General features: G+C 62.6%; 15 protein-coding genes. 3 read left to right on the top strand and 12 right to left on the bottom strand.

What is annotated here, in order from left to right; all coding sequences use genetic code 11:
- Positions 1-37 precede the first annotated feature (37 nt).
- Both ompA and H7R73_RS19730 read right to left on the bottom strand, forming a co-directional pair.
- Complete coding sequence (gene ompA / locus H7R73_RS19735) at positions 38-1,069, bottom strand: porin OmpA (RefSeq protein WP_103259505.1); 1,032 nt, start codon at positions 1,067-1,069, stop codon at positions 38-40.
- Between the two features lie 278 nt (positions 1,070-1,347).
- Positions 1,348-2,355 carry an SGNH/GDSL hydrolase family protein gene (locus H7R73_RS19730; RefSeq protein WP_103261076.1) on the bottom strand — a complete coding sequence of 336 codons (1,008 nt, stop codon included), beginning with the start codon at positions 2,353-2,355 and terminating at the stop codon, positions 1,348-1,350.
- Between the two features lie 234 nt (positions 2,356-2,589).
- Here H7R73_RS19730 and H7R73_RS19725 point away from each other — a divergent pair, with 234 nt between their 5' ends.
- Entirely contained in the window at positions 2,590-2,970 is a 381-nt protein-coding gene (locus H7R73_RS19725; protein WP_039040598.1) for a YgiW/YdeI family stress tolerance OB fold protein, read from the top strand.
- 57 nt (positions 2,971-3,027) lie between these two features.
- Here H7R73_RS19725 and mltC read toward each other — a convergent pair whose 3' ends face one another.
- From mltC to H7R73_RS19700, 5 genes are all read right to left on the bottom strand, one after another.
- The gene (gene mltC, locus H7R73_RS19720) at positions 3,028-4,131 is read right to left on the bottom strand and encodes a membrane-bound lytic murein transglycosylase MltC (RefSeq protein WP_010675743.1); all 1,104 of its coding nucleotides are present in this window, start codon (positions 4,129-4,131) and stop codon (positions 3,028-3,030) included.
- Between the two features lie 119 nt (positions 4,132-4,250).
- Positions 4,251-4,523 carry an oxidative damage protection protein gene (locus H7R73_RS19715; RefSeq protein WP_010675742.1) on the bottom strand — a complete coding sequence of 91 codons (273 nt, stop codon included), beginning with the start codon at positions 4,521-4,523 and terminating at the stop codon, positions 4,251-4,253.
- Entirely contained in the window at positions 4,520-5,605 is a 1,086-nt protein-coding gene (gene mutY, locus H7R73_RS19710) for an A/G-specific adenine glycosylase (protein WP_103259506.1), read from the bottom strand. The genes H7R73_RS19715 and mutY overlap by 4 nt, the downstream gene beginning before the upstream one ends.
- A 167-nt stretch (positions 5,606-5,772) precedes the next feature.
- Positions 5,773-6,456: a GspB family T2SS assembly factor variant ExeB gene (gene exeB / locus H7R73_RS19705; protein ID WP_182951375.1), complete on the bottom strand. Its 684-nt coding sequence runs from the start codon at positions 6,454-6,456 to the stop codon at positions 5,773-5,775.
- The gene (locus H7R73_RS19700) at positions 6,456-8,099 is read right to left on the bottom strand and encodes an ExeA family protein (RefSeq protein ID WP_182951374.1); all 1,644 of its coding nucleotides are present in this window, start codon (positions 8,097-8,099) and stop codon (positions 6,456-6,458) included. Before H7R73_RS19700 ends, exeB begins: the two co-directional genes overlap by 1 nt.
- A 229-nt stretch (positions 8,100-8,328) precedes the next feature.
- On the opposite strand from H7R73_RS19700, the gene H7R73_RS19695 reads away from it, so the two are divergent.
- Positions 8,329-9,567 carry a multifunctional CCA addition/repair protein gene (locus tag H7R73_RS19695; protein ID WP_103259508.1) on the top strand — a complete coding sequence of 413 codons (1,239 nt, stop codon included), beginning with the start codon at positions 8,329-8,331 and terminating at the stop codon, positions 9,565-9,567.
- Positions 9,568-9,668: 101 nt separating this feature from the next.
- Here the strand turns inward: H7R73_RS19695 and H7R73_RS19690 are convergent, their stop codons facing one another.
- Both H7R73_RS19690 and H7R73_RS19685 read right to left on the bottom strand, forming a co-directional pair.
- Positions 9,669-10,934 (bottom strand): inorganic phosphate transporter, encoded by a 1,266-nt coding sequence (locus H7R73_RS19690; RefSeq protein ID WP_010675737.1) that lies wholly within the window; start codon positions 10,932-10,934, stop codon positions 9,669-9,671.
- Positions 10,935-10,959: 25 nt separating this feature from the next.
- Positions 10,960-11,640 carry a TIGR00153 family protein gene (locus H7R73_RS19685; RefSeq protein WP_010675736.1) on the bottom strand — a complete coding sequence of 227 codons (681 nt, stop codon included), beginning with the start codon at positions 11,638-11,640 and terminating at the stop codon, positions 10,960-10,962.
- Positions 11,641-11,809: 169 nt separating this feature from the next.
- Here H7R73_RS19685 and H7R73_RS19680 point away from each other — a divergent pair, with 169 nt between their 5' ends.
- Positions 11,810-12,763 carry a CYTH domain-containing protein gene (locus H7R73_RS19680; RefSeq protein WP_103259509.1) on the top strand — a complete coding sequence of 318 codons (954 nt, stop codon included), beginning with the start codon at positions 11,810-11,812 and terminating at the stop codon, positions 12,761-12,763.
- 77 nt (positions 12,764-12,840) lie between these two features.
- Here the strand turns inward: H7R73_RS19680 and H7R73_RS19675 are convergent, their stop codons facing one another.
- The 3 genes from H7R73_RS19675 to H7R73_RS19665 form a co-directional block, all read right to left on the bottom strand.
- Entirely contained in the window at positions 12,841-13,311 is a 471-nt protein-coding gene (locus H7R73_RS19675) for a glycine zipper 2TM domain-containing protein (RefSeq protein ID WP_010675734.1), read from the bottom strand.
- 131 nt (positions 13,312-13,442) lie between these two features.
- The gene (locus H7R73_RS19670) at positions 13,443-13,895 is read right to left on the bottom strand and encodes a GNAT family N-acetyltransferase (RefSeq protein WP_010675733.1); all 453 of its coding nucleotides are present in this window, start codon (positions 13,893-13,895) and stop codon (positions 13,443-13,445) included.
- 137 nt (positions 13,896-14,032) lie between these two features.
- Positions 14,033-15,835 carry an aminopeptidase P family protein gene (locus H7R73_RS19665; RefSeq protein WP_103259510.1) on the bottom strand — a complete coding sequence of 601 codons (1,803 nt, stop codon included), beginning with the start codon at positions 15,833-15,835 and terminating at the stop codon, positions 14,033-14,035.
- Positions 15,836-15,861 lie beyond the last annotated feature (26 nt).

Raw genomic sequence — 15,861 nt, 5'->3', positions numbered from 1 at the left:
GGGAGGCCATGGCCTCCCGTTTTGTTTGGGGTCGTCGTTATTGCTGTACTTCCGAGACGCCCTGTACCTTGACCTCTACCCGGCGATCCGGGGCCAGGCAGACGATCAGCTCGCGCTTGGATTTGCTGGTGCAGCTGTCGCCGGTGACGGGAGACTGCTTGCCACGCCCTTCCACATTGACCTTGTCGGCCGGCAGGCCCTTGCCAATCAGGTAATCGGCCACGGTCTGGGCACGCTGCTCGGACAACTTCTGGTTGTAGGCCTCGGAGCCGATGCGGTCGGTATAGCCGATGACGGTGGCCGACCCGTCTTTGGGCCTGGCCTCTTCAATCTGGCTGTAGAGGGTATCCAGGGCCTGCCCGGCCTGGGGCTTGAGGGTGGCCTTGTTGAAGTCAAACAGCACGTCCGAGCTCAGGGTGAACTGCTTGTCGACCATCACGGGCTCGGGCGCGGGGGCGGGAGCTGCGACCGGCAGAGCCGGTGCAACCTGACCGAAGCGATAGACGGCGGCCAGGGAGAGCAGGCCGTTGTCCATGCGCAGGCCGGTATCGTCACGGCTGCCATACGGGGTGCTGTACTGGTATTCGAGGCGGGCTGCCCAATCCAGGCTCAGGGCATACTCCGCACCGAGCGCGCCGACGAAGGTGAAGCGGCTGTCGTTTTCCAGCTGATCGCTGTCGGTCCAGCCATAGCCGCCCCCGACACGGCCGTAAAGGTCCAGATTGTCCGCAACCGGGAACCCCAGTTTCAGCGTGAGCTGGGCCAGCTGGGCTTGCACGGAGTCATTGAAGGCCGCGCCATTGCGGGTGCCGCTGTACTTGAGCTTGCCAAGGTAGTCATAACCGAGTTCGACACCCAGATTCTGGTTGATCTGGTAACCGGCGAAGGCACCGGCGCCGACTTCATCGTCGTCTTTGTCGGTGATGGCGATGGCGTTGCTTTCATCGACACCGTAGAAGTTGGACCAACCCAGTTTGGCACCGCCATACCAGGTGTTGTCTTGTCCGGCTGCCTGGGCGTTGGCCGCAAGCAAGCCTGAAACCAGCAAGGTAATCAGTGTTTTGTTCATAGATGCCTCTGCAATCTTGTGTGTGGGGAGCGCGAATTCATGTCGCCTCGCCTCGTGGGTTGGGCCTGTGTTCGACCACAACACGTTTAAACGTAGCTCGCTTTTCTCGATCTACAAGCAACTGATATAAAACATATTGTGATATCCATCTGCATCATAGTGGAGACAGAAGACCGCCGGGGAACCGTGACTCGAATCTGTGATGGGTGTCATATGGGTTGCTTTCCCTTGTCGGCAAGAGGGCCGGCTAGGCGCCGGCCCTGGCAGGATGGCCTCCGTTATCGAGGGAGGAATTCGTACTCCTGTTCGATGAAGGCGGCAGCCCGCTCGCTCAGGGCGGCGTGTACCACTGTGGTGGGGTGGACCTGGTCCCAGAACATCTTGCCTTCACAGTTCAGCTCGCCCGCACTGCGGCGCGCCATGGGCGTTGCGACGGCCTGAGCCAGCAGGGGGTTGCCAGCGATGGCCAGGCGCTCCTCGGGATTGAAGGGGGCCAGTCGACTGTCGGTGGCGGCGTTGCGGGAGGCAAACGGCTTCCACACATAGCCGCCGCCATAGCAGGCGTGCTCGGTGTCGCTCAGGCCGAAGTTCTGCGGCTCGCGCAGCATCTCGGCAAACTGCTTGTCGATCTCGAACAATTTCACCATGCCGGTGGGGGCCAGCTGGCGTGCCAGGTTCAGCAGCAGCTGGTTGTGGTAAGCGGAGACATGGCTGGCTGCCTCGACCACCTTTTGGCTGCGGGCCGAGGGGTTCTGGCCCAGATCAGGCAGGTTGAACAGCAGAATCTGCTTGGCGCCGTTCAATACCATGCGGTTGGCCGCATCGCTGATGGCATCGCGCACCCGCTTGGCATCCTGCTCGGTGTTCCAACCATAGGCCAGGTAATCGTTGGCACCGACCCAGAGGATCACCAGATCGTCGGGCTTGAAGCTGTCCTTTTGCAGGAACTGGGTCACCTCGTAATCCAGGTTGTTGATGACCTGATACTTGGGATTCCAGGAGATCTTGTTGTAGGCCACGGCAGTGGCGCCCCCTTCCGCCTCGTTGGCGATGGCGAGGCCCGGGAAGTGCTGGTTGAGCTGCTCCAGCCAGACCGGGCCGTTGGAGAAGCGGCCCTGATGGTAGGGCGGGCTGGAAGGGAGGTAACCGCGCATCTTGGTGTACATCTTGCCGGTGTCGGAGAGGCTGTCGCCGAACATCACGATGCGGGAGAAGGGGGGACGCGTCTCGGCGGCATGGACCGTGAGGGCGAAGAGTCCCAATAAACACAAAAGCCATTTGTTCATGTAGCTGTTCTCATGGATGGGGCAGGGCGGGCCTGCGGGCTGTTCCTCGATGGCGGCGGGCTGGGAACCCGCATGGCCAGGTGAAAAGGTATCCACTCGAATACATTATTGCAGCATGCCGTGGCCATTTAATCGCTTGCGATCACATCACTCCTCCCTGAATGGGGAGGCTTCACGTTTGTTTCACGAGCCCCCGGGCAAGATGCCCTCATACCGCAAAGACAGGAGCATGAAATGAACAACGCAAAAGCAATCGCCCTGGTGGCCCTGATGTCCGTCTCTTCCTTCGCCATGGCGGCCTACACCGGCCCCAAGGAGCAGAACAAGGTATCGGTCGCCCAGTTGAAAGACGTGGCCGATGATCAGTGGGTGACCCTGGAAGGCAAGCTGGTCAAACACCTGGGTGGCGAAAACTACCTGTTCCGTGACGACAGCGGCGAGGTGGAAGTGGAGGTGGATGGTGACGTGTGGCGCGGTACCGAGGTGGGCCCTGACGATCTGATCCGCGTGCGCGGCGAGGTGGACCACAGCTGGAACAAGACCGAAGTCGAGGTGGAACACCTGGAGAAGGTGGGGGCAGCGCCCCTGAGCAAGGGTGGCTTCATCGCCAAGTAAGCTTTCTGGCCACAGTAAATGAGAAGGGCGCTCCAGGAGCGCCCTTCTTGCATGCCATCAGCCAGCCCGGCTTGCGACGGTTCGCTTGAACCCCTTCTCGGCCTGATTGACCTTGTAGAGATAGCGGCGAGCCTCTGCCTTGGGATGTTGTTCGGTCAGTACCTGATAGACGGCCTCGGGGGAGAGGCGGTTGATCATGCCGGGGGCCGCCTTGCGATCGTTGGAGAAGGTGTTGAGCACCCCTCCCGCACCACCGTTGTAGGCGGAGATCACCGCATAGCGGCGGGACTGGGGATCCTGGATATCCGCCAGATAGACGGTCTGCAGCAGGTGCAGGTAGGCGGTCCCCACATCGATGTTGTAGGCCGGATTGAACAGATCTTCCCTGGTCGGCTGGCCATCCTTGCCCTTGACCCTCACATAGACATCCCGCCCAGCGGTAGCCGGGATAACCTGCATCAGGCCATAGGCGTTGGCGTGGCTGACCGCATAGGGGTTGAAGCTGCTCTCGGTCTTGATCACCGCGTAGATGAGACTCTCGGCGACCCCGTACTTGCGGGAGGCGTCGCGGATGATGCTGGCGTATTTGTAGCCGCGCCTGTCTTCGTGGTTGGCCACCATGGGAATGTCGATGAAGAAGATGTTGCGGATCCCGAGGGTGCGCTTCTTCATCGCGTTGGCGATCAGATAGTCGGCATAACGCTCTGCACGCCAGCTGGAGCGGATCGCTTGTCCCTGGTTGTCCAGCACCTGGCCATAGAGGAAGGGCTCGCCACCTGGCATGATCTCACGGTCCGAATAGAGGTCGACCTCTGCCGGATCGTCCGGGGTCAGCAGGGTTTCGATGATGGCGCGACGCAGGTGGGCGCGGGGATCCAGACCCGAGACGGTCTCCACCATGATGTGACCGCTGGAGAAATCGATGTGGGCGCGGCTCTTGTACTGATCCGTGTATTTGACGTAGTCAAACTTGCCCGCGAACAGCGCCTCGCGCCCCCATATCTCGTTCACGTTATGGGAGAGCGCACTGATCATGTGTTCAAAACCGCGCACGTCCTTGCCGTTGACCAGATCATCATCGCCACTCCCGCTGGTCTGGGGTGTGGATGAACAGGCAGAGAGAAACAGCAGGGCGCACAGCAGCCCAAAAAAACGACCCATAAGATCCTCAAACCGGGCGGTGGGGCCGCCCGTCACTGACTGGCCTGAGCCAGGATTGGTGTCACCCTGCGGCATATTGACGACTCAGGGGGACGCTGGCCCTTTGACTCGATTCCCGCTCACTGGCTGGGAGGGGTGTAACCGTCGATCTGGACTTCACCCGCGTCGAACAGATAGCTGACCATCTCTTTTTCCAGCAACTGGCGGTGCTCGAGATTCATCATGTTCAGCTTCTTCTCGTTGATCAGCATGACCTGCTTCTTCTGCCACTCGGTCCAGGCTTCCTTGCTGATGTTGTCGAAGATCCGCTTGCCGAGTTCACCGGGGTAGAGTTGGAAATCGAGACCCGGCGCTTCTTTCTTCAGGCGCAGGCAAAATACGGTACGGCTCATGTTGACCTCTGTGGTTGCAAGTCTGGTTGTAAGTCCGGGTAGGCGAGCAGACGGGCCGTGGCCGCCGCCAATCCCACCTCGGCAGGATGGCGTAAGTTATACCAGAGTCGGGTATCCGCTTCCATGAGCAGGGGGGCGGGCGGAACAGCCATTTCGATCAGCAAAGGGCGGATATCGAGGTGGAAGTGGCTGAAAGTGTGACGAAATCCAGCGAGCTCCTGATAGGCGGCATCCTCCAGCCCCAACTCCCGCAGTCGTCCGGTCACCTCGGTGAGGGATTCCACCTGCGGGAAGCAGTAAAGCCCGCCCCAGATCCCTTGCGGCGGACGCTTCTCCAGCAGCAGCTGATCGCCGTGGCGGATGATAAGCATAATGCCGTTGCGTGCCGGAATGCTCTTCTTCGGCTTGCTGTGAGGGTAGGAGGTGGGGTTGCCCTGCGACAGCCCCTGGCAATCGGCCTGCACCGGGCAGCGCTCGCAGGCGGGCTTGCTGCGGGTGCAGACGGTGGCCCCCATGTCCATCATGGCCTGGTTGTACTGGGCCACCCCGACGCGCGGGGTGAGGCGGGTCGCCAGCTCCCAGAGATCGTGCTCGACCTGCTTCTGGCCCGGCCAGCCCGCCAGCGCCAGCCAGCGGGTAAGTACCCGCTTCACGTTGCCATCCAGGATGGCGTGGGGCTGGCCCAGAGAGAGGGAGAGCACGGCCCCGGCGGTGGAGCGACCGATGCCGGGCAGGGCCATCACCTCTTCCAGTTGTTCCGGAAAGAGGCCGCCGTGCAGATCGCGGATCTGCTGGGCAGCCTTGTGCAGGTTGCGGGCGCGCGCGTAGTAGCCAAGCCCGGTCCAGTGATGCAGCACCTCGTCGATGGGGGCGTTGGCCAGGGCCAGCACGTCGGGGAAGCGGGCCATGAACCGCTCGTAATAGGGGATGACAGTGGCAACCTGGGTCTGTTGCAGCATGATCTCGGAGACCCAGACCCGGTAGGGGGTTTTGTCCTGCTGCCAGGGCAGGGTCTTGCGGCCGTGGATCTGGTACCAGTCCAGAATGCGGGTGGCGAAGGTGGTGTTGTCTGAGTGGCTCACAGTGTGCTCATGTTCTGATGATAAGTCCGCCCGCCATCAGGAGGGCGATCCCCGACCCGGCGCATGGCAATGGTCGAGTGTAGGTTATTGATTAAAAAGGGGAGCTCTCGGGCTCCCTCAGAATGGGCGCTGACCCTCCCGGGGGAGGGCCACCGGATGCCGGCAGATCAGCCGCGCCAGTCTTGCAGCGCCTTGAGGCTGGCATACTGGCCGCCGACCTGCAGGACGATGTAGTCCTGGGCGATGGCTGCCAGGATGACGCCGGGGGCTACCTCATTGCCCTCGCGCCACTCCCGTCCATTGAGCACGACGGCCCGCTTGGCAGGGTCGGAGGAGTAGTTGTGGGCACCATAGGTCAGGGACGGCACCTGCTGTTTCAAGGCCGGAGCCAGGGCGCCGAGGGGGATGGCACTGGTCTGGACCTGAGCCTGTGGCGCACTCTCTTCCACCAGCGGCGTGTTGTTGAGGGCGGCCATCAGCCGTTCTGCCAGACTCTGTCCCCCCTGGTTTGCGGTAGTCGCAGCCGGGGTTGCGGCAGGTCTTGGAGCGACCACGGGCTCCGGCAGGGGGGGCGGCAGCGGCCGGGTGATCATGGGCCTGGGTTCGACCCGCACGAAGGGGGGAGTCACCACTTCCTTCACTTCGACCTGCTGTTCCACGGGTTTGAGGTGATAGAGGTGCCAGCCATAGTTGGCTGCGGCGCCCATCACCAGGGCCAGGGGCACCAGGGCCCACCAGATCCAGCGGCGGTTGGGCTCCTCCTCCTGGCTTACGGGCAGACCCATGAGCGGCATATGGGGGGTGAACTGGGGCTGGTCGGCCCGGCGCAGGGCCTTGAGCAGGGTGGACATCAGGAGGCCTCCTCGACCATGGGATCCGTCTCATCATCTGCCACGCTGTCGAGATCGACCGGCGTGCTGGCTCGCAGGGATTCATCCTCCAGCCTGGGCATGGGTTCGCCGGAGGCCACATTCAGCCGCAGCAGGGTGTTGCTGCCGGCGATGCCGTCCGGGGTCAGTCCCTGCTCGCGCTGGAACTGTTGCAGCTTGTTCTTGAGGGTGGCATCAAAGCGGCTCACCTTGCGATCGGGTTGCTGCATGGCGCGGCTAAGGGCGTTGTCCAGCCACTGCACCTGGGCAGCCCCCGCATTGTTCGCTATCAGGGGCACGTTGCCCCTGGGCATGCGCCAGAGCAGGGTATAGCTGCCGCCCCAGGCGTCGGAGAGCCACTGCCTGTCCACCTGCCAGCTCTGGTTGCCGATGAGCAGGGAAGCCTTGTCCGCCCCCAGGCTGACCAGGGTGGCGTAATAGAGGCCGCCGGTCTCGTCGGTGAGGCTGATGAGGGCCGGGTATTGCAGCGCCTGCAATTGCGCCAGGGAGGCTTCTCCCTCCTGGCAGCGCAGGCCCGCACGGGGGGCATTGTCGCAGGTTGCCTCCTCCAGCTCGGCCTGGTAGCCCCATACCTTGTAGAGATTCTGCATGGCGACGTCCGGCTCTAGCGCCTGATTGATGGCGCGGGTCAGCTGGGCTTGCTGCTCCGGCGTGTCATCCACCTTGACCGGTACCTCGACCTTGACCAGGGGGCGGGCTGGGAAGAATCCGAAGAATTGCCAGCCCCACCAGCCGGTGGCGACCAGCAGGGCGCCCACCAGGGCGACCGTGAGGCCGGATTGCCAGCTTCCCTCGTCGCGAATGCCGCTCACCTCATACGCGGACTGGCTGATGTCCCCGTGCACTATCTTGTGGCTGCCACGGGCGAAGGCGGCGATGAGGGCGCGGTCGCAGATGAGGTTGATGAGACGGGGAATGCCTCCGGAGAGGCGATGCAGGGTCTGGATGGCCCTGGGGGTGAAGATGGGCTGGACGCAGCCTGCCACCTGCAACCGGAAGCGGACATAGGCATCCACATCCTGGCGCGACAGCGGCAGCAGGTGATAGCGGGCGGTGATCCGTTGGGCCAGCTGGCGCAGCAGGGGCTGGCGCAGCATCTGTTGCAGCTCGGGCTGGCCGATGAGCACCACCTGCAGCAGTTTCTTCTCGTCTGTCTCCAGATTGGTGAGCAGTCGCAACTGCTCCAGCACGCCGGGCAGCAGGTGCTGGGCTTCATCCACCAGCACCACGCTGCGCTTGCCTGCCGCCAGATTCGCCAGCAGATGATCCCGGATAAGGTCGAACAATTGCTTGAGGCTGGCCTCTTCGCCGTAGGGCAACTGGAATTCGTCGCAGATGGCGGCCAGCAGATCCCGCTCGGTCAGAGAGGGATTGAGGATGTAGGCGATCTCGGTGTCGGCGGGCAATTGCTGCAGCAGGCAGCGGGAGACGGTGGTCTTTCCCGTACCCACTTCCCCGGTCAGCAGCACGAAGCCGCCACCGTCCTGCAACCCGTAGTTGAGGTGGGCGAGGGCCTCCCCGTGACGCTCGCTCATATAGAGGTATTTGGGGTTGGGCGAGATGGAGAACGGGGGCTCCGACAGACCGAAGAACTGTGTGTACATAAGGATCCATTCCATTGTTATGGGCGGCAGGTTAAAGCCTCCCAAAAGGGATGTCAAAGACCCGGATACCATAAGGGGAGCTGGCTCGAACCACGGGCTGAGTCGCCCGGGACGATGGCGGGAAGCAGCCGCCCGGCCGAGTGATGGAGAGCCCGGTGCGACGGGTGCACATCGTCTCTCTTGGCCAAAAGCGGTATCATCGGGGTAAGTTTATCGAGGGAGAGTGCGCGTGCAGATTTATCTGGTCGGAGGGGCGGTGCGGGATCGCCTGTTGGGATTGCCCCAGGGGGACAGGGATCACCTGGTGGTCGGCGCCACGGTGGAGCAGATGCTGGGTCTTGGATTCACCCAGGTGGGCCGAGACTTTCCAGTCTTTCTTCACCCCAAAACCCAGCAGGAGTACGCCCTGGCGCGCACCGAGCGCAAGCAGGGGCAGGGTTACACCGGCTTCGTCTGCCATGCCGCCCCCGAGGTGACGCTGGAGCAGGATCTGCTGCGTCGGGATCTCACCATCAACGCCATCGCCGAAGATGAGGACGGGCAACTGCACGATCCCTACGGCGGCGTGCAGGATCTGGAGGCGCGGTTGCTGCGCCATGTCTCGCCGGCCTTTGCCGAGGATCCCCTGCGCATCCTGCGGGTGGCGCGCTTCGCCGCCCGTTTCCATGCCCAGGGGTTCGTGGTGGCCCCCGAGACGCTGGGGCTGATGCGCGAGATGACGGAGGCTGGAGAGCCGGCCCACCTGACCCCGGAGCGGGTCTGGAAGGAGCTGGAAAAAGTGCTGCTGGGGCCGACACCCCAGATCTTCTTCGAGGTGCTGCGCGAATGCGGCGCACTCAAGGCGCTCTTCCCCGAGCTCGATGCCCTGTTCGGGGTGCCGGCCCCTGCCAGATGGCACCCGGAGATCGACACCGGCATCCACACCATGATGGTGCTGGCGCAGGCATGTCGTCTCTCCCCCGAATTGACCGTGCGCTTCGCGTCCCTCTGCCACGACTTTGGCAAGGGGCTGACTCCGCCCGCCTTCTGGCCGAGCCATCACGGCCATGGTCAGAAGGGGTTGCCGCTCATTCGGGATTTTTGCGAGCGCTTCCGGGTGCCGAACGAGTGTCGCGATCTGGCACTGCTGGTGAGCGACCTGCACACCCATATCCACATTGCCTTCGAGCTCAAGCCCGCGACCCTGCTCAAGGTATTCGACAAGGCCGATGCCTGGCGCAGACCGGAGCGCTTTGCCCAGCTGCTCGATGCCTGTCGCGCCGACTTCCACGGTCGTACCGGCTTCGAAGAGAAGGTCTACAGTCAGCCGGACTATGTCGCCGAGGCCCTGGAGACGGCGCAGGCTGTGCCGGTCAAGGAGATAGTGGCGGCCGGCTTCAAAGGGGAGGCAATCCGCGAGCAGCTTGCCAAGCGGCGGCTTGATGCCATCAGCCGGGTGCGCGACGAGTGGACCTTCATCGAGGAGTAAACGCCGCAGCCGATCGACGCTCAATCGACGGCGTAATATGGGCGAAGCATAAAAAAGCCCGGGTCAATGACCCGGGCTTTTTGTCGTGCGGCGTGGGCTGCTCAGGAGAAGCAGGCCTGCAGCACGTAGAAGATGGCGATGGCCAGGATGGCGCCCGCGGGCAGGGTGATGACCCAGGAGACCACGATGTTGCGCAGCACGCCCAGGTTCAGGGCCGCGATGCCCCGTGCCAGACCGACGCCCATGACGGCACCGACCAGGGTCTGGGTGGTGGAGATGGGCAGACCGGTGCCGGAGGCGATCACCACGGTGGCGGCGGTGGCCAGCTGGGCGGCGAAGCCACGGCTCGGGGTCAGGTGGGTGATGCCGGTGCCGACGGTCGCCATCACCTTCTCGCCCATGGTGGCCAGACCGATGACGATGCCGATGCCGCCAAGGGGCAGGATCCACCAGGCGATGTGGGAGCTGCCGCCGATCTCGCCGCCGGCCGCCACGATGGAGGCGACTGCAGAGAGCGGACCGATGGCGTTGGCCACGTCGTTGGAGCCGTGGGCGAAGGCCATGGCACAGGCGGTGATGATCATCAGGATGCCGAACACCTTCTCCACGTTGGCGAAGTGCATCTTGCTGTCATCTTTCGGGTTGTACTGCTGGCCGCGGATATAGATCCAGCCGGCAAACGCCACCGCGATGGAGATGGCGACGGAGAGCAGGACGCCCTCGCCATTGCTCAGGTGCAGACCGACGTGGGTCAGCCCCTTCTTGATGGTGACCAGGCAGATGACCAGGGACGTCAGGAACATGTAGAAGGGGACATAGCGCTTGGCGTTGTCCAGGGGGTTGTCCGTGTTGAAGATGAGCTTCTGCACGCTGATGAACATGAAGTAGGCGATGATGCCCGAGATGGCCGGCGTGATGATCCAAGAGCCGACGATGCCGCCAAACTTGTTCCACTGTACCGCTTCCGGACCGATGCTCACCACGGCGAAGCCCACGATGGCGCCGATGATGGAGTGGGTGGTGGAGACGGGCCAGCCGAAATAGGAGGCCAGGATCAGCCACAGACCCGCAGCCAGCAGGGAGGCGATCATGCCGAGCACGAGCAGATCCGGCGTGTCGGCAAAGGCGTTGCTGTCGATGATGCCGCTGCGGATGGTGGCCGTCACTTCGCCACCGGCCAGATAGGCACCGGCGAACTCGAAGATCATGGCGATGATGATCGCCTGACGGATGGTCAGGGACTTGGTGCCGACCGATGTGCCCATGGCGTTGGCGACGTCGTTCGCACCAATGCCCCAGGCCATCAAAAAGCCGAACAAGGCCGCCACGAGCACCAGGGTGGTGCCGTAATTTGCGATAATGTCCATTAGTAGTGTTTACCCAGTCAGTCGATTACGAACGAGCCAGCATCAATTCCAGACGGGCGCCAACGCGCTCTGCCTGATCAGCCAGGTCACCTACCCATTCGAGGATCTTGTAGAGGAACATAACGTCGATCGGATTGTATTTGTGCTCAACGGCTTGCAGCTGTTGGCGCAGTCCGATCTGCATGGTGTCAGTATCGTCCTCGATGAGATCCAGCTGGTGGATCATCTCGGCAACCATTTCAACTTCACGTCCTTTAAAGCCGGTTTCGAGCAGCTCATCGAGTTCTCCGATGGCTTTTTCGGCTTGGGCGGTCGCATCGATACAGCGTTTGAGATAGGCCATGAAATCGGCGCGCATCTCGGTGGGGAATTCCATCTTGCGGCCAAGCATGCGGCCGGAAATATCCTTGGCACGGTTGGCAATCTTGTCCTGCTGGGTCAAGAGCTCCAGCAGATCGGTACGGGCGACCGGCAGGAACAGGCCGCGGGGGAGTTTCAAGCGGATTTCGCGCTTGAGGATGTCCGCTTCTTTTTCCAGCTGGGCGATCTGTTGCCGGATCTTCTCGGCATCTTCCCAGCGGTCTTCGGCAACGGCATCAAAGAAGGGAATGAGCTGTTCGCAGCACACGTGAACCTTGACGATATGCTTCTGCAGCGGCTTGATGGGGGACTTGGCAAAAAGACCCAAAATAGTATTTACTGGCATGGCCAAACCTGTGTCGGTGAAAAAACACTCGATACGATTTTATGAGGGGCGCATGGTAACCGAACTGTGCCATCAATAAAACCGTGAATTAATCGTGAACTGTCGCTGGCATTATATCCTCGCGACCCTGAACATGCCCCCCAAAGTTGCCCGCCAGCCCGGAATGACTATGCAAACTGAGATCGAGATAAAGTTTTTCGTCACCAGCAATATTCAAGAATCCCTCTCCAACCTTCTGAATTCACTAGAGATTATTTCTTCCAATCAAGCCGCTCTTGGCAACGTCTATTTCGACACGCCCGATCTGGGTTTGCGTGGGCTCGAGATGGGGTTGCGCATTCGTCGCAGCGATGATTTTTCCGAGCAGACCATCAAGTGCCGGGGGCAGGTCGTGGGCGGATTGCACGCCAGACCCGAGTACAACGCCCCGGTGGAGGGCACCATTCCGACCCTGTCTGCCTTTCCTGCCGATATCTGGCCGAGTCTGGCGGTGCGCGATGAACTCCAGAGCCGTCTGGTGGCCCAGTTCAGCACCGATTTCCTGCGCCGCCACTGGCTGATCGCATTCGGAGATGCCGAGATCGAGCTGGCCTGGGATCAGGGGGAGATTGCCGGTGCCCTGGGGCGTACCGGGATCGACGAGCTGGAGCTGGAGCTGAAATCCGGCGATGCCCGCGCCCTGTTCACCCTGGCGAGCAAGCTGGCGGCGCTGGGAGGATTGCGGCTGGGTGCCCAGTCCAAGGCGCAGCGCGGATACAGGCTGGCTGGGCTTGGCAAGCCACTGGCCGTGCAGCCCCTGCAAAGGATTGAGGGCAAAGCTCAGAAGGCCAGCATTACCCTGGGTATGCAGCACTGGCAGTATCATGAGCAGCTCTGGCTCGAGAGTGACGATGCTGGCGAACAACAACGGGCGCTGCATGCCCTGCTCGAGGGGGTATCCCTGGTTGCCGAGGCGGCAGGCACGCTGACGGTGCCCCCCTCCTGGCTGGCCGACCTGCAGGCGCAACAGCGTCTGATGACGCAGGTGGCCGGGGATCGTGCATCACTGCATGCCCTGTTCCACCATGCCGACCTGGTGGGCCTGCAGCTGTCCATCGCGGCCTGGCTGCATCTGGGGGCGTGAATCCTCTGTAGTGCAGAGCGCAAAAAGGTGAGCCCGGGCTCACCTTTTTTATGGCAGTTGCACCTTGAGCGGCGCTATCAGTTCACCACGGCCACGTTGATCGTGCCGTTGCCCTGGGTCATGCGGACCCGGGCACCAGGCACAAAGGTGGGGCTGGCCTTTTGTACTACCACGATGGATTCGCCGTTCTCTTTCTTGATCTCGAGCTCGACCCCGTCAACCTGGTTGAGTTTGTCCCCTGCCGCCTTGCCGGCCGCCGCACCCGCGATGGCGCCACCGGCTGCCGCGATGTCACTGCCACGACCGCCGCCTATGGTGCTGCCGAGCAGGCCGCCGACCACGGCGCCGCCAATGGTGCCGATCAGGGAGTTCTCATCGGCCTGGATCTTGACGGGGCGGGTGGAGAGGATGGTGCCATAGCTGACGGTCTGTACCTGCTTGGCGCGATCCTTGGTGTAGACATCGCCGGAGTAGACGTCGCTGTTGGCACAGCCGGTGATGGCGGTGGTGGCCGCCAGCAGGGTGACGAGAGCAATACGTTTGAACATGATGGGCCTCCTGGGCGGGCATCGGATTAATCTGGTGATGAATTGCACTTTACGCCAACCAGATTGCGCATTAAACCCGCAAAGTGTAACCAATTATGTGGCCGGAAGGCTCCCGTGCCGGTGGCGGATGGTCAGGTCAGGGCTTTTTCCAGCAGCAGGCGATCCTCGCCCGGCCCGAAGTAGCCTCTCTCTTCTGCCAACTGCTGATAACCCAGCCTGAAGTAGAGGCGCTGGGCCGGATTGGCGGGATCAACGGTCAGTCTGACCCGCTCAACTTCCAGTTTCAGCAGTCCCTGCTCCACCTGCAACATCATTTGCTCGGCCAGGCCGAAGCCACGCGCTTCGGGGCGCACCGCGAGGGAGAGCAGCCAGCCCTGCGACCGATCCTGACCAAGTCCCCCCAGGGCATAGCCCAGTAGCCGGCCTTCCCGCTCCGCGACGACCAGCAGTTCGGGCCACAGATCCATGGCCTGGCGAAAGAAGAAACCGGGGTAGACATCCTCGCCGAAGACATCGGCATCTATCTGCCAGATGGCGTGCATGTCGGTGTGGGTGGCAAGGCGCAATACGGGGGACGAGTGCATCGGGGCTCCTCTCATCGGGTCTCTGCTGCGGGGCAGCCAAAAAGGAGGCACAGGGTAGAAGGGGCGGGGAGTCTATGCAAGGGGGGCATTTGTGGCATGCCGCAGATAAAGAAACAGGGCCCGCAGGCCCTGTGTCATCAGAGGAGGCTGGTTGCCTGCTCCAGCCAGGCGAGATCCTCGCCCTCCAGCAGCGGACTCAGACGGCGGTAGACCTCCGCATGGTATTCGTTGATCCAGCGGAACTCCGCCGGGCTCAGCAGGCTGCGATCGATGAGGCGGATGTCGAACGGCACATAGGTCAGTCGCTCGAAGCCCAGCATCGGCAGCTCGCCACGGGCCTCCTGTTCGGTCACCACCACCAGGTTTTCACAGCGGATGCCGAAGGCATCTTCCCGGTAGTAGCCCGGCTCGTTGGAGAGCACCATGCCCGGCTGCAGGGCCACCAGGCTGCCCTTGGGGGCGATGCGCTGCGGGCCTTCGTGCACGCTGAGGAAGTGGCCGACCCCGTGGCCGGTGCCATGGTCGTAGTTGTAGCCGGCCTGCCACAGGGGCATGCGGGCCAGCACGTCGAGCTGGATGCCGGCTGTACCGCGGGGGAAGCGGGCCTGATCCAGGGCAATATGACCCTGCAGCACCCGGGTAAACATGGCCCTGTGCTCGTCGGTCACCTCACCCACCTTGACGGTGCGGGTGATGTCGGTGGTGCCGTCCAGGTACTGGGCGCCGGAGTCCACCAGATAGATGCTGTCCTGGCCGAAGGCCCGCGGGGTACCGTTGGTGTGGCGGTAGTGGCACATGGCGGCGTTGGGGCCGAGTGCCGAGATGGTGTCGAAGCTCGGCTCCACATAGTGCTCCTGCTCGTGGCGGAAGGCTTCCAGCTGGTCGGCCAGGGTGCCTTCGTCCACACCGTCGAACTCGCCGCTGGCGATCAGGCGATCCAGCCAGGCCAGGAAGCGGGTGACGGCAACGCCGTCGCGCAGGTGGGCGGCACGCATGCCGGCCAGCTCCACGGGGTTCTTGCACGCCTTGGGCAGCATGGTGGGATCCTGGCCGGCCACCAGAATGGCGCCTGCCTCTTCCATCACGAGCTGGGTCCAGGCGTTGGCGGTGTTGGGGTCGGCCAGCACCTTCTGCTGATCCTCGCCGATGCGCTGCAACACGTCACCCAGCTTGTCGATGGGGTAGACGGAGACATCCTGTCCCACGTGCTGGCTGAAGGCGAAGCAGTCGATCTTGTCGGTATCGACGAAGAAATCCATGGTGGTGTTGGCGTAGAGCACCGCAAAGCCCAGCACCACCGGCAGGCGTTCCACGTCGCGACCACGCAGGTTGAGCAGCCAGTTGATGGGCTCGGCCTGGGTGAGCAGCACCGCATCCAGCCCGCGCTTGCGCAGATCGCTGGCCAGCATTTCGCGCTTGGCCTGGCTGGACTGGCCCGCCAGCTCCTCGCTGTAGAGGATGACAGGGCTCTTGGTCGGAGCGGGACGATCGCTCCAGTGCAGATCGATGGGGTTCTCGTCGATGCGCACCAGCTCGATGCCGTGATCGGCCAGCACGGCGTTGGCGTTCTGATACCAGGCCAGGCTGTGCAGGCGAGCATCGAAACCGACCCGGGAGCCTGAGGGCAACTGCTCCGCCAGCCACTGCACGTGGGGGTCTTCATTGAGGTGGAGAAGCTCGAACAGCTCGGCCGGCGCCTGCATGCGCGCCTGCACGGTATAACGACCGTCGATGAACAGGGCCGCCCGATGCGCCATGATGATGGCGAGCCCGGCGGAGCCGTTGAAACCCGTGATCCAGTCCAGCCGCTCGGCATAGGCGGGAATGTACTCCCCCAGATGCTCGTCGTCGTGAGGAACGATGAAGGCGTCCAGCTCCAGCGTGGCCAGTGTGGCCCTGACCTGGGCGACGCGGGTTTCAATAATCTCGAAATGGTTCATGTCGTTATTGCCAGCTTGTGGTGATG

Origin of the sequence: Aeromonas sp. WP2-W18-CRE-05, from assembly GCF_014168615.1 — a bacterium.
Taxonomy (GTDB): domain Bacteria; phylum Pseudomonadota; class Gammaproteobacteria; order Enterobacterales; family Aeromonadaceae; genus Aeromonas; species Aeromonas caviae.
Note: the sequence above shows the minus strand (reverse complement) of the source record. Positions and strands in the feature narration are given on the sequence as shown.

Excerpts from the sequence above, each read along its gene's own strand:
- ompA (WP_103259505.1), bottom strand. The coding sequence starts at position 1,069 with ATGAACAAAACACTGATTACCTTGCTGGTTTCAGGCTTGCTTGCGGCC.
- H7R73_RS19730 (WP_103261076.1), bottom strand. The coding sequence starts at position 2,355 with ATGAACAAATGGCTTTTGTGTTTATTGGGACTCTTCGCCCTCACGGTC.
- H7R73_RS19725 (WP_039040598.1), top strand. The coding sequence starts at position 2,590 with ATGAACAACGCAAAAGCAATCGCCCTGGTGGCCCTGATGTCCGTCTCT.
- mltC (WP_010675743.1), bottom strand. The coding sequence starts at position 4,131 with ATGGGTCGTTTTTTTGGGCTGCTGTGCGCCCTGCTGTTTCTCTCTGCC.
- H7R73_RS19715 (WP_010675742.1), bottom strand. The coding sequence starts at position 4,523 with ATGAGCCGTACCGTATTTTGCCTGCGCCTGAAGAAAGAAGCGCCGGGT.
- exeB (WP_182951375.1), bottom strand. The coding sequence starts at position 6,456 with ATGTCCACCCTGCTCAAGGCCCTGCGCCGGGCCGACCAGCCCCAGTTC.
- H7R73_RS19700 (WP_182951374.1), bottom strand. The coding sequence starts at position 8,099 with ATGTACACACAGTTCTTCGGTCTGTCGGAGCCCCCGTTCTCCATCTCG.
- H7R73_RS19690 (WP_010675737.1), bottom strand. The coding sequence starts at position 10,934 with ATGGACATTATCGCAAATTACGGCACCACCCTGGTGCTCGTGGCGGCC.
- H7R73_RS19685 (WP_010675736.1), bottom strand. The coding sequence starts at position 11,640 with ATGCCAGTAAATACTATTTTGGGTCTTTTTGCCAAGTCCCCCATCAAG.
- H7R73_RS19680 (WP_103259509.1), top strand. The coding sequence starts at position 11,810 with ATGCAAACTGAGATCGAGATAAAGTTTTTCGTCACCAGCAATATTCAA.
- H7R73_RS19675 (WP_010675734.1), bottom strand. The coding sequence starts at position 13,311 with ATGTTCAAACGTATTGCTCTCGTCACCCTGCTGGCGGCCACCACCGCC.
- H7R73_RS19670 (WP_010675733.1), bottom strand. The coding sequence starts at position 13,895 with ATGCACTCGTCCCCCGTATTGCGCCTTGCCACCCACACCGACATGCAC.
- H7R73_RS19665 (WP_103259510.1), bottom strand. The coding sequence starts at position 15,835 with ATGAACCATTTCGAGATTATTGAAACCCGCGTCGCCCAGGTCAGGGCC.